The organism is Pelagibacterium sp. H642 (genome assembly GCF_031202855.1).
In the GTDB taxonomy this organism is placed as follows: Bacteria; Pseudomonadota; Alphaproteobacteria; order Rhizobiales; family Devosiaceae; genus Pelagibacterium.
This window is the reverse complement of record NZ_CP101830.1, coordinates 174,600-189,360: the sequence shown is the minus strand read 5'-3', so window position 1 is coordinate 189,360 and position 14,761 is coordinate 174,600. Positions and strand designations below refer to the sequence as shown.

Below are 14,761 nucleotides of genomic sequence, written 5' to 3'. Positions count from 1 at the left end.
AGGTGCGAGGACTGCCGCAAATGAATTGGAACATCGATCGTGTATTCTGACGACAATGGCATGCCGCCTTCTCGGCGGAAGTCACCCGACCTACTTCAAGCAATTCCGCCACATCTTGGTCCCCGTCTGCTGGCTCGCAAGGGCGGCGTGGCGCATTCGATCCGCCATCCGGGCGAGATGACATTTCACTCACACGGCGACTTCATCGCCATTCTTTTCAAACCAGTGCCGGGAATTCAGTCGCGCCTGGGCAGCGACCGGTTCGAGACCTATGACGCACCTGCGGGTATGCTCGTTCTCAACCCCGCTAACGTAGACAGTGGCAGTCGGTGGTCGTCGGTGCGCGACAGTCTCGCAGTTGGCTTCGAGCCGGGTCAACTGGCCTTACTGGCAGGCGAGGAGTTCGGCATCGTGGATCTGACATTGCAGCCACCCGCTTTCGGCCATGTCGACCAGCGCGCATTGCAGATAGCGCACCTCGTGAAAAACGAGTTGGCTGAGGGCACGGCAAGCGAAGTGTATATCGACTCGCTTATGACCATCCTTGGCATTCATATCGTCAGGCATTACTCAGGTGAAGCTAAGGTACGATCGGGTGCTCAAGCGAGTGGCGGTCTCTCGTACAAGAACGCACGGCTGGTTCAGGAGTATCTGAGGGAGAGGTTTACCAGCAGGGTCTCGATAGGTGAACTTGCCACGATATGCGAAATGTCCCCCGGACGGTTTATACGCGCGTTCGCCAGAACATTTGGTGTGTCGCCCCATCGCTACCTGGTCAAACTCCGCCTGTCACGTGCATCAGAACTACTCGCGGGCACCGAGCTATCCATAGCCGAAGTGGCGCATGCGAGCGGCTTCTCAAGCCAAAGCCACCTTACATCAACGATGCGCAAGCATCTCGGACGCACCCCAGCGCAGATCCGCTTTCACCGATAGGCGTAAAGCAACCCTAAGTGGCGGGTCTGCCACGTTGTTTCCAATCTTTTGCCGGTCTCGGAGCATTTTCCTGACATCTTGAAAAATCCTGAAATACCTGCGGAAAAATCTGTGGCCTCCTGAAGCCATCGGAGCAGATCCGTTACGGGGGCAGCTTCGCCGAACATGTATCTGCGCTGCGCCGGATTGGTCGGCGCCATGTTCAGGCGGTGCAACGGTCGTTGCTGAAGGTATGGCCCCGCCACGCGCAATATGAAGGGGCCGATATGCAAAAGCGAAAGTTGTTGCGCGATTCTAACCGCCGTTCGAGCGAAGATTTTGCGGGCTGGCGCTCAGCCGCCTCCGCCGTTGCACTTGGCTTCGCGCTCGCGATGTCCTCAAGCACAGGCATCCACGCGCAGCAGTCGCCAACCGCGACCGACATCACGCCGCCCGATCTGGCCGCATCGCACCCTCCCTTGCCAGGGGGAGGCCAAGATCTATGGGCAGGAAATCTTCTCATTTATCCGGCAGATCCAGATGCCTCTGCCGGAGACCAAAGCCAAGTATACCGCGGTGTCGCGGCCGCCTTGCAGGCGCCGCGTCCCGCCTGCGATAGCGGAACCGCCACGGTCAACATCTCCTCCCGGGTTGTCAATACAGGCCCGACCGCTGGATTGGGGTACACCGGCCGCCTGTCTCTTTACGGAGCGAACGGCAGCGCTCTTATTACTGAGACATATCCCCAAACGGGAACGCCGGTAGACGTGGACCAGTTTCTCAGTATCAGCGGGTCCGTCTCCGCTGAAGAGCTCGCCGCAGGCGAGGTGGTCGTTGGCCTATGGCTTGAGACACATCACGGTGGAGGCAGAACGTGGGAAGCCGATCAGTTTCAGGCAACCTATGAATATGACACCACGGGCTGCGAAGCCGACCTCGCGATCACGAAGGACGACGGTGCGACCACGTTCACACGGGGATCGGATGTCACCTACGAGATCGTGGTGAGCAATGCGGGGCCGGGCGACGCGATGGGAGCCGCCGTCAGCGATCCGCTGCCTGCTGGCATCAGCACGGCAAACTGGGCCTGTGGTGGCGCCACAGGTGGGGCTGTCTGCGGCGCGGCGAGCGGCACGGGGGGCATCAACACCACGGTTGACCTGCCGGCCAGTTCCTCGGTGACCTACAACCTAACGCTGACGGTGCCGTCAACTTATCCCGGCGTCACCCTGACCAATACCGCCACGGTGTCGCCGCCGGATGGCCTCACCGATTCCGACACAAGCAACAACACAGCAAGAGATACTAACGCGGTCTCGCCGCCACAGCCCTCCTTCGGCACGTGCACCTCGGACATGTATATGTCGGTCAATGCGGGCGGTGCGACACAACTCTACCGGACCGATATCAGCGATAATCCAATTGACTACGTGCCGGTTGGGACCGCCTACAGCGATGCCTATAACGCCGTCGGCTACAACCTGAACGACAATTTTATCTACGGGATGACCTGGAACAGCGATCTGCAGCGGCACCAGCTGATGCGGGTCGGTGGCGACGGCTCCGTTGTGAATTTGGGGACCATCACAGGAGGCGGGATTAACGTTACACACGCCAGCCCCTTCGGCTCGGGTGTGGTCGGTCCGGATGGTTTTTTTTACGTCAAGCATAACAGCCAAAATAGCAATCTTTACCGCATCGATCTGACCACATTGACAGCTACCCTGATCCCGATGACAGAGGCGATCGCCTCGGCGGATCTGGCTTGGCATAACGACCTGCTTTATGCGCACGACCAAGGTGCTGGCTACTTCTATTCGATTGATCCTTCGACGGGTGTAGTGACCCCGATCGGGCCTTCGGTAGCCGGTGCTTTTGGCTCGCTGATCAGCGCTTCGAACGGCGTTTTCGGCCGTGAAAACGACACCGGGGGCTTCTACCGCTTCGACGTTGCGACCGGGGCGGCGACGCTAATTTCCGATGGGCCAATCGGCGGGGGTGATGGTGCCAAATGCCCCACGACTGCGGTTGAGTTCCCTGTCGATCTCGAGATCGAGAAAAACAATGGCGTCACCACTTATACGCCGGGCCTGGACACCACCTACAGCATTGTTGTGAGCAACAACGGGCCGTTTGGCGTTTCAGGCGCGCGGGTGCAGGATCCACTGCCTGCGGGCGTCACCACGGCCAACTGGACCTGCGGCAGCGAGACCGGTGGTGCGATTTGTGGTGCGCCGAGCGGCACGGGCGGGATCGACACGACGGCCAGCCTGCCCGCTGGTAGCTCGGTCACTTATGAACTCAGCTTGGTGGTCCCCGCCAGCCAAACCGGCAATTTCACCAACACCGCGACGGTGACCCCGCCGGCTGGTTCGCCGGACGCCGACATGAGCAACAACACGGCGAGCGATACCGATAGTGAAATGCCCCCGCCCACTTCGGGCATGTGTTCGCCGGTGCGTGTAACAGGCAACACGACTTTCCCGTTCAACCCCTTCGGAGCCAACGTCAGCCTGACGAGGACCGGAAATTGGCAGCCTAACACCTACTGGACGACGTTCGGCGGCAATTTCACGATCACCTGGAGCTTCTCGCAGCCGGTTCCTGCGAACGCGATCCGCTTTGCAGTTCAGGATATCGGCGGGACTGAGTATCAGACGCAGCCTCCTGCTTCGGTCAGGATCACACTGGGGGCGGGAAGCACGGCGAGCCCTGCCGATTTCATCCGGGACGAAGGCGAACTCGCTTATGCGCCCGCAACGGGCACGTTGACCTATGACCGCGCGGGGCCGCTACGACAGGCCGCCTACATGCAGGGCAATTCCGCGGGGATGGTAACCTCGCTCACCTTGACCACGAGCAATGTTCTATCTGGCGACTACATTATTACCCCGCTCTGGTCGCGCCCGGCCTGCCTGACCGTCTCGAAAACCAGCGAGGATGGCACGGGCAGCTTCCAGATCGACATGACCAATGTCGTTGAGGCAGATGGTGCTGTGGTGCCGAGTACGACGCTGACCACGACGACGGCGGGGACTTCGGTTTCCTCACCGGCCTATAATGCAGTTCCGGGCCGTGAGCTTATCCTGAGCGAGGTTGTTCCGGCAGGATGGGACGCCGAGTCTGCGATCTGTACTGATCAGAACGCGGGTGTGACGGGCAATCCGACGGTTATCGGGGCGTTTTCATCGCCAGCGATTTCCATTCCTGCGGCCAATGTGCGGCCGCAATCTGACATCCAGTGCCGGTTCACCAATGTGCCTGGTGAGCCGGTTGTGAGTGTTGCCAAGGAGCTGGTTGGCGAGAGCATCACTGTCAACGATGTTGCCGAGCCCGGGGAGGTCCTGACCTATGAGGTGACGATCACCCATGAGAGCGGGGCCGCGTTCAGCGATTTCGAGTTCATCGAGAACATTCCCAACGGCGCGACGATGACGCGTGTTGTGGGGGCTGATGGGTTCACCGACCCGGTGGCCGGGGCTTCGACTGTGCTTTTGACGGTGCCCGAGGTGCCGGTGGGCGGGGAGGTTGTGGTTACGATCGACCTGACGGTTGCCGCCCCCATTCCGCTTGGGATTACCGAGATCACCAACCGCATCAGCGGCGGTGATGTGCCGGAGGATTGTACGGATTGCTCGGTGAGGACACCGACCCCGCCCTATGAGCCGCAATCTCCAGAGACGATGTCGTGTTCGACGTCGGGCTCATACTTTAACACCGCGTTTGACGGCGCTGGCGGGATGAAGACGAGCGGCTTTGACAATTACTGGCAGGTTGCTCTGACGCCGACCCCGGTGAGCGGTCCGCCGCCGTCGGGCCTGACCTGGGGCGGTGCGTCGGTGGTGAGCAATCCGCCCGCGGTGTACATGACCTCGCCGTTTGGCAATGCGAACTGGATATCGAACAGCTCGACCGCGACACATCCAACTGCAGTCAACTACGACATTTTCTATCGCTACCAGTTCAACCTGGACTCGGCCGTCGATCCGACGAGCCTTGATCTGGATATGACATTTTACTCGGACAACGCTGTTTACGAGGTCTGGGTGAACGGGGTGGCCCAGGGGGTCCGCTCGAACTACGGAGCTTCAGATCCCTATTTTTATGCTGGCTTCAATGCGGCGGGCGGAGCCGATGGCTCGCTGAGTGGCGCCTGGCGGACAGGTCTCAATGAGATCATTGTGCACATCAAGTCCGGCCCCGGGGCCCAGGCCTTTATGGCGCAGATCAACACCGAGGCGATTTGCCAGCCCAAGCTGACGCTGCGCAAGCAGGTTATCAACGATGATGGCGGTGCGGCCAGCGTTGCGGACTTTGTGCTCCGGGCCAGTGGTCAGGCGCCACTGACCGAGGTGATCGAAGGCCCGATGGGCGCTTCGGCGGTGACCAATGCCTCGGTTCCGGCGGGCACCTATGCGCTTAGCGAGGATAATCTGTCCGGCTATGCACCCAGCCTTTACAGCTGCGCGGTTGATGGCGGTACAGCCACGCCGCTTGCCGACAATGAGTTGACGCTGGCCAATGGTCAGAACGCCATCTGCACGATCACCAATGACGACTTTGTGCCCGAAAAGGCTTTGACGGGCGAAAGCGGGGTGATTGCGGATGTGGCCGAGCCTGGCGAAACGCTGACCTATACGCTGACGCTGACCAATGATGGCGAGAGCCCGGCGGTCTATGACCTTGTCGACAACATCGATGACAACACCAGCTATGTGGCGGGATCGACGCGGGGAACGGCCGGTGCTGCTGAACCCAGCGGGACCGATCCGTTGAGCTGGAGCGGGACCATCGTGCCGGCGGGCAGCTCGGTCACTGTGGTCTACGACGTCCTTGTCGACGATCCGCTCGATCCGGCCGTGACCGAGATCCGCAATGCGGCCACCGAGGATTGTGCGGTCAATCCGGGGGCGTGTGTGACGACCCCGGCATCGGGGACGGCAATCCCGTCCAAGGCTTTGACCGGGGAAAGCGGAACCATCGACGGCCTTGCCGAGCCGGGCGAGACGCTGACCTTTACGGTGACGCTGACCAACAGCGATGCCACCCAGGCCGTCTATGACCTGGTGGACAACATTGATGACAACACGACCTATGTTGCTGGCTCGGCCACGGTTGATGGCATTGCCCGCGAGCCTGTGGGCAGCGATCCCATCACCTGGGACGACATCATTGTTCCGGCCAACGGCACTATTGAGGTCATCTATGATGTGCTCGTTGCTGACCCGCTCGACTCATCTGTTACCGAGATCAGGAACGCGGCGACCGAGGATTGCGGGGCCAATCCGGGGGCGTGCGTGACGGTGCCGACGGCCGAGCAGGCCGATCTGGCGATCACCAAGACCAATGGCAGCGACACCTATGTGCCGGGCGCTAACCTCGACTACACGATCGTGGTCAGCAATAACGGCCCGGCCGATGTTGTGGGCGCGCTGGTCAACGACCCGCTGCCGAGCGGCTATTCGAGCGCGACCTGGTCATGCAGCGCCGCCACTGGCGGGGCGTCGTGCAGTACTCCGAGCGGTTCGGGTGCGATTGTCGATGTTCCGGTGGATCTGCCGTCGGGCTCGTCAGTGACCTTCACGCTGTCCCTGCCGATCGCTGCCGATACGACCGGCGAGATCATCAATCCCGCGACAGTGACAGCCCCGCCGGCTACATTCGACACCGATCTTTCCAACAACACCGCCCGAGACCGCGACGTCTATCCGCTGGTCGACATCAACAAGACGCTGTTTGCTGAGGATGGGGATATCGAGGATGTGGCCGAGCCCGGTGAGACGCTCACCTATAGGCTGGCCATCGAAAATCGTGAGCCCTTCGAGGTCACCTACGATCCGTTCGACAACCTCGACGACAACACCAGCTATGTGGCGAACTCGTCGACGATCAATGGCGCGCCGCGCGAACCTGACGTGGTGGGTGATCCGCTCATCTGGCAGGGTGTCACCATCGGCATCGGCGCCACGGTTATCATCGAGTATGAGGTGACTGTCGCCGACCCGCTTGACCCTTCGGTTACCCAGATCCGCAATGCGGCGACCGAGGATTGCGCGGCCTATCCGCAGGCCTGTGTGACGACCCCGACGCCGGGCGCTATTACGCCCACCAAGGATCTGACGGCCGAGAGCGGAGCGATCGATGGGGTGGCCGAGCCCGGTGAGACGCTGACCTATACGGTGACGCTGACCAATGGCGGGGCCGGTGCAAACCTTTATGACCTTGTCGACGATATCGACGACAACACCAGCTATGTGACGGGGACGGCGAGGGTCGATGGGGTGGCAAACGAGCCCTCTGGCACCGATCCGCTGACCTGGGACGCGATCCTGGTGCCTGCGGGCGGCAGCATCGATGTTGTTTACCAGGTGGCGGTTGCTGACCCGATCCCCGATGGAGTGACCGAAATCCGCAACGCGGCGACCGATAATTGCGCGGCCAATCCCGATGCGTGCGTGACGACCCCTACCCCTGGCCCCATCACCCCTTCCAAGGATCTGACGGCCGAGAGCGGGGCGATCGATGGGGTGGCCGAACCCGGTGAGACGCTGACCTATACGGTGACGCTGAGCAATGGCGGGGCTGGAGCGACGCTCTATGAGCTTGTCGATAACATCGACGACAACACCAGCTATGTGGCGGGATCGGCGAGCGTCGATGGGGTGGCGACCGAGCCCTCTGGCGCTGACCCGCTGATCTGGGATGCGATCCTGGTGCCTGCGGGTGGCGCTATCGATGTTGTCTACGAGGTGACGGTCGCTGACCCGATCCCCGATGGGGTGACCGCAATCCGCAACGCGGCGACCGACGATTGCGCGACCTATCCCGATGCGTGCGTGACGACCCCTACCCCTGGGGCTGCGGTGCCTTCCAAGGCCCTGACGGATGAGAGCGGGCTTGTCGATGACGTGGCTGAGCCGGGCGAGACGCTGACCTATACGGTGACCCTGACCAATGCCAGTGGGTCGGCAGCGCTTTACGACCTTGTCGATAACATCGACGACAACACCAGCTATGTGGCGGGGTCGGCGCAGGTTGGCGGGGTGGCGCGCGAACCGGTTGGGACTGATCCGCTCAATTGGGACGACATCGTCGTGCCGGCTGGCGGAACTGTTGCGGTTGTCTATCAGGTGATTGTTGCCGATCCGATCCCCGATGGGGTGACCGAGATCCACAATGCGGCCACCGATGACTGTGCGACCTATCCTGATGCGTGCGTGACGACCCCGACGCCGGGGGCTGCGGTGCCCTCCAAGGCCCTGACGGGTGAGGACGGGTTGGTGGCGGACGTGGCCGAGCCGGGCGAGACGCTGACCTACACGGTGACCTTGACCAATGCCAGTGGGACGGCAGCGCTTTACGACCTTGTCGACAACATCGACGACAACACCGCCTATGTGGCGGGGTCGGCCCGGGTTGACGGGGTGGCGCGCGAACCGGTTGGCACCGATCCGCTGAACTGGGACGACCTTGTCGTGCCGGCGGGCGGCACAGTGGAGGTTGTTTACCAGGTCGTGGTCGCCGATCCGATCCCCGATGGGGTGAGCGAAATCCGCAATGCGGCCACCGATGACTGTTCGGTTTATCCCGATGCGTGCGTGACGACCCCGGCCTTGGGATCGGCGGTGCCTTCCAAGGCGCTGACGGCTGAGAGCGGGATTGTCACGGAGGTGGCCGAGCCCGGTGAGACGCTCACTTACACGGTGACCCTGACCAACAGCGGATCGGCTGCGGCGCTTTATGACCTTGTCGACGATATCGACGCCAACACGTCCTATGTGGCGGGTTCGGCCAGCGTTGACGGGGTGGCGCGCGAGCCCGATGTGGCGGGCGATCCTCTCGAATGGGCCGACATTCTGGTTCCCGCTGGCGGCACGGCGGAAATTGTCTACCAGGTGACGGTGGTTGATCCGATCCCGGCGGGGGTGACCCAGATCGGCAATATTGCTTATCGCAGGGGCACGCCACCACCCGATTGTGAAACCACACCGACGCCAGGCGGATGCGTGATCGTGCCGGTTCCCGGCAGCGTGGTGCCCTTAAAGGCCCTCACTGACGAGAGCGGGATTGTCGATGATGTGGCCGAGCCGGGCGAGACGCTCACCTACCGGGTCACGCTCACCAATGAGGGCGCCGGGGCGGCCGCTTACGATCTGGCCGACAACATCGACGACCACACCACCTATGTGGCGGGATCGGCAACAGTTGATGGCAGTGATCGGGAGCCCGATACGATCGGCGATCCGCTGATCTGGAACGAGATCATCGTTCCTGCCGGCGGCAGTGTGGAGGTTCTCTATCAGGTGGTGGTGGACGACCCGCTCGATCCGGGCGTCACCGAGCTGCGCAACATCGCCTATGATGGCCGCAAGCCCGAGCCCAGTTGCGAGGACGTGCCCGACCAGTGCGTTGTCCTTGATGCTCCCGCGCCCGAGCTCGAGCTCGAAAAGGCTGGTGCCTTCGAGGACGCCAATGGCAACGGTGTCGCCGATCCGGGCGAAACCATTCGCTATACCTTTACCGTCACCAACACCGGCAACGTTCCGCTGGCCGATGTGGCGCCGGTGGATGGGGGCCCGACCTTCAACGACGAGCCGGCCCAAGAGGTCCTGTCGGCATTCGATCCGGTGGGTGCAACCATCGAGCCGGGCGAGGAGCAGGTCTTTACCGCGACCTATCCGCTGACCCAGATCGATATCGACAATGGTGCCGGGGTCGAGGACGGGGTTGAAAACACCGCGACGGCAACCGGCTATGCCTTTGGCACCCGGATCACCGGTCTGCCGGTGGAATCGGCAGAAAGCACGGTCGCCGTGGCGCTTCCGGCTGCCCCGAGCGAAATCACCGTGATCAAGATCGCCGATATCCGGGTGATCCGGCGTGGCGAGCAGGCGGCCTACACAATCCGGGTCACCAATGCTGCCAGTACCCCGGCTCGGGGCATGACCGTCACCGATACCTTGCCCTCGGGCTTCCGCTTTGTGGAGGGCTCGGCAATGATCGGAAACGTTGCGGTTACCCCAACGGTCCAAGGGCGCCAGGTCATCTTCGAAAATGTCGAGGTTCCGGCCAATGGGGAAATCGAGATCCGGTTGCGCACCCTGGCGCTCAGTTCGGCCGGACCGGGCGAACACGTCAATCGTGCCGGAGTGACTGACTCGACGGGCCGCCAGCTTGCCCCCGAGGCAACGGCCACTGTCGAGATTGTCGCTGAGCCGGTGTTCGATTGCAGCGAAATCATCGGGCGCGTGTTCGATGACCGCAACCGCAACGGCTATCAGGACGAGGGCGAGCCGGGCCTGCCGGGCGTGCGGCTGGCCACGGTCAATGGCGAATTGATCACCACCGACGCCCATGGCCGGTTCAGCGTGCCCTGTGCGGCGCTGCCCGACCAGCGGATCGGCTCGAACTTCATCCTCAAGCTCGACATCCGCACCCTGCCCACCGGCTATCGGCTGACGACGGAAAATCCGCGCGTTGTGCGGCTGACCGCCGGCAAGATGACCGAGCTCAACTTCGGCGCATCGATCGGCCGGGTCGTGCGTCTCGACCTCCAGGATGGGGCTTTCGAGCCTGGCCTCGTCGACCTGCGGCCGGAATGGGAGGGAGGCATCGACGATTTGATCGGCTTCCTGGCCCAGGAGCAGTCGGTGCTTCGCCTCACCTATATCGAGGCGGGCGCAGATCCCGATCTTGCCCAGGATCGCCTCGAGAGCCTGCAAGCGCTTATTGCCGAGAGGTGGCGAGCGACATCGGGTCAATACCGGCTTGAAATCGAAATGCGTGTGGAGACGGGCCAATGACCTCCAGTCGTGCAAAGATCCCCAGTCGGCTCGGTTTGCCCTCATGGGGGTTGCTATCGGGCAGTGCGCTGACCACTGGCGTGCTGCTGGCCGTCCCTGCGCTGGCGCAAACCAATCCCTGCCCTACCGGCGACTGCCCTGCCCAGGTGATTGGCCAGGCCCAGTACGCCAGTCAGGTGGGGACCCTGCCGATCGGGGAGAACACCGAGGCCGAATCTTTGGCCGATGCGGGTTCCATTCCCTTCATGATCAGCGTCGATGGCGATACGGTCGAGGAAAGCACCGTGCTCGATCGCCCGGTCGATGCGCAGCGGCGGACCGATCTGGGCCTGAGCGCTGTCGATATCGGGGTCAAGTTCGACGGGCTCGATGCCGAGCCGGTGCTCAATGTGGTGACCGAACCGCGCCAGGGCGGCGGCCAGGAAGGCGATACGATCAGTTTTGCCACCTATGCCAACTATCCGGGCTTTATCGCCCGTGCCGAAATCCGCATCCATGACCGTGAGGCCGGGCCCAGCGCGGCACCGGTCGCCATCGTTCCGGTTGCCATCAATGGGCGTGCGCAATGGACGGTTCCTGCCGAGGCGGAACGTTTTGGCTATGTGCTCCGTGTCTATGATGGCCGGGGCGCCTACGATGAAACCTTGCCCGCCCCGCTTGTTGAGCGACGCGCTGGGCTCGACGCCTCGGGCCGGCTGGAGACCTCCGAGCTTGATGAGGATCGCACAGGGGTCCGCAATATCTCGGTTTATGGCGGAGCGGTCACTGTCTATGGCCACAGCGTTCCGGCGGGATATGCCGTCCAGGCTCTGGGCGAAACCATTGCCGTTGATGCGGAGCGGGCTTTTGTGACCCAACGCATCCTGCCCCCGGGCGATCACTCGGTGGACGTTGCCCTTGTTGGCGAGGGGGGCAAAAGCGCCCTCCAGTTCACCCGCGAGATCAACATCCCTTATGACGATTGGTTCTATGTGGCGCTCGCCGATCTTACGGTGGGGGCGCGCACGGGCGACGATATGATCGAAGCGGTGCGTCCGGGCGAATATGATGAGGTCTGGTCCACCGGTCGGCTGGCGTTCTATCTCAAGGGCAAGATCCGGGGAGAATATCTCCTGACCGCTGCCGCCGACACCGGCGAGGAAGGTCTGGGGCACCTTTTTGATCGCATGGGTGAACGCAATGCGCGCGACCTGCTGCGTGGCCTTGATCCGAGCGAATACTACCCGGTCTATGGCGACGACTCCACCATTGTCGAGGATGCCCCCACCGACGGGCGGTTCTATCTGCGTCTCGAGCGCGGTGACAGTCATGTGATGTGGGGCAATTATCAGACGGCCATCGAGGGCACCGAGTTCTTGCGCTCGGACCGCACGCTCTATGGGGCCAACGCCGTCTATCGCTCCGAGGAGACGACAAGCTTTGGAGAACGGCGCACCCAGGCCACGGTCTATGCTGCGCTTCCCGATACGCTGCCCCAGCGCGAGGAGTTCCAGGGTACGGGCGGATCGGCCTATTTTCTGCGCCGCCAGGACGTCTCGGTTGGTTCAGAAACGCTCACCGTCGAGGTGCGCGATGCGGTCTCGGGGCGCGTGGTGCAGCGCCGGGTGCTTCAGTATGGGGTCGATTACAGCATCGACTATCTTCAGGGCGTGGTCATTCTCAAAAGCCCGCTGGCGTGGATGACCGGGACCAGTGGACCGGTGCGCGATGGGGCGATCGGTGGCAACAAGGTCTTTCTTGTCGCCCAATACGAGTTCGTGCCTGCGGCCGATGACCTTGATGGCTATGCCTATGGGGGACGGCTCCAGCACTGGTTTGGCGATCATCTTCGGATCGGGGCGACGGGGATGAGCGAAACCACCGGGCCGGCCGATCAGACAGGAATTGGCGCCGATATTGCGCTGCGCTATTCGCAAACCTCGTTCCTTGAGGCTGAAATCGCCCGCTCGGAGGGACCCGGCTTTGGCCTCTCGCACTCGGTGGACGGTGGTCTTTCCTGGGGCGAGGATGGGACTGCAGGGATCGCCAGCAGATCCGCGATTGCCTGGCGGCTGGCCGGCCAGATCGATCTGGCCGATCTTGGGGTGACCGGTACCCAGGGGACGGTTGGAGCTTACTACGAGAACAAGCAAGAAGGGTTTTCCACCCTCACCCAGCAGATCCACACCGATCAGTGGCTGTGGGGTCTTGATGCCGACATCGCCTTTGAAAACGGCGTCGAACTGGTGGCAGGCTATGACGACTACGAGGATGGTGAAGGCCAGATCAAGCGCAATGGCGATTTAAGCCTTGCCTTCCAGCTTGACCCTTATTGGAACGTCTCGGCTGGGCTGAGCTACACCGAACTCATGTCCCCCCGGGCCATTGCATCGGGCCGGTCGGGCTATGACGGGTCCCGGCTCGATGCTGGTGTGCGCATCGAACATCACTTGTCCGAAGACACCATCCTTCATGCCTTTGGTCAGACCACGCTTGCCACCTCGGGCGATATCGATCGCAACGACCGGGCCGGTGTGGGCGCCCAGGTGCAACTGACCGATACGGTCGGGCTTACCGGTGAAATATCGTACGGCACGCACGGGCTGGGCGCGCTTTTGGGCGCCACTTACGACCCCAATGCCGATGAGCATTATTATATGGGCTACCGGCTTGATCCGGCGCGGGCCTTCGACATTGGCGAAACCTTCGATCTGATCGGAGACGACGGGGGCACCGTGGTGTTCGGGCTCAAGCGCAGGCTCGATGAGATCGCCTCGACCTATGCCGAAAACAGCTACGATATGTACGGCAACAAGCGCTCGCTGACCCAGACCTATGGCGTGCTGCTGACCCCGGATTCGCTCTGGACCGTTGATCTGGGTCTTGTGGCCGGGCGGGTCGAGGACAGCACCACCGATCCGGTCACCGGTCTTGAGCGGGCCGACTTCAATCGGTACGCCCCTTCGCTGGCGATCAGCTATGTGGACGAGCCCGAGGGCATCGCCGCCCATGCGCGCGGGGAGGTTCGGATCGAAGAATCCTCGGACGGCACGCGCAACCAGAACACTTATCTTTTTGCCACGGGCCTTTCGTGGCAGACCAGTGACGATTGGCGGCTTCTGGCCGACTTCGATGGGGTCTTCTCGGATTCGACCTCGGACAACTCCGCGTTCACCGACACCGAATATGCCGAAGCCTCGATTGGCTATGCCTACCGTCCCGTCGAGCATGACCGGCTCAACGCGCTGTTCCGCTACACCTGGCTTTATGACCGGCCAGGCGGCAACCAGTTGATCAGCGGGGTGACGGGCGACAGCCTCGCTCCGGCCCAGCGCAGCCATATCCTGTCACTGGACGTCAACTACGACCTCATGCCCTGGCTCACGGTCGGGGGCAAATATGGCTTCCGCTACGGCGAAGTGCTCAACCGGGCCACCGATGACACCGGCTTTGTCGATGACTGGCACCAGTCGTCGGCCCATCTGGGTGTGCTGCGGGCCGACGTCCATGTGGTCAAGAACTGGGACCTTCTCCTCGAGGGGCGGGTGATGCACATGCCTGAGGCCGAAACCACCGATTATGGGGCCTTGGCCGCCGTCTACCACCATCTGGGAGACAACTTCAAAATCGGCCTTGGCTACAACTTCGGATCCTTCTCGGACGATCTGCGCGACCTTACCCTCAATGACCGCGGCGTCTTCCTAAACCTGGTTGGCAAATTCTAGACAACAGCAGCTTGGGGAGTGGCATCCCCCTACCCCCGTTCCGAAGAAGGCTTGGGTTGGTTGCGGGTCGGCCAGCAAAGAACAGGCCCAACAGCAGAGCTGCGAGTGCTTGTAAACGGTCCGCCTGTTCGGAAGCTGACACAGCGCTGTTTGGCTGCTGCATCCTGGTTTTGCAGACTGGCCGCTATCGGATCCTGGGAACAATCACTATCAGATCTGCCGATCTATCGTTGACCCGGCTGCAAAACCAAGCCGGGGCAATTCGTTTCCCGCGATAGCTGGTCTTGACACACCGAACAATGTTAGATCCGAATAGCGCCGCTTCTCAGTGCGAAACTT

General features: G+C 62.0%; 3 protein-coding genes. All 3 read left to right on the top strand.

Annotated elements, in window-relative coordinates; translation table 11 throughout:
- The first annotated feature begins 39 nt into the window (after window positions 1-39).
- The 3 genes from NO934_RS19060 (at window position 40) to NO934_RS19050 (ending at window position 14,422) form a co-directional block, all read left to right on the top strand.
- On the top strand, window positions 40-936 hold the full coding sequence (locus NO934_RS19060; protein WP_309164296.1) for an AraC family transcriptional regulator: 897 nt from the start codon (window positions 40-42) through the stop codon (window positions 934-936).
- Window positions 937-1,682: 746 nt separating this feature from the next.
- A complete protein-coding gene (locus NO934_RS19055; protein ID WP_309164295.1) occupies window positions 1,683-10,718 on the top strand; it encodes a DUF6923 family protein in 9,036 nt (3,011 codons plus the stop codon).
- Window positions 10,715-14,422, top strand: coding sequence for a TonB-dependent receptor (locus NO934_RS19050; protein ID WP_309163896.1), 3,708 nt, complete (start codon window positions 10,715-10,717; stop codon window positions 14,420-14,422). Before NO934_RS19055 ends, NO934_RS19050 begins: the two co-directional genes overlap by 4 nt.
- Window positions 14,423-14,761: the final 339 nt, after the last annotated feature.

Coding starts and splice junctions, on each gene's coding strand:
- NO934_RS19050 (WP_309163896.1), top strand. CDS start 10,715: ATGACCTCCAGTCGTGCAAAGATCCCCAGTCGGCTCGGTTTGCCCTCA.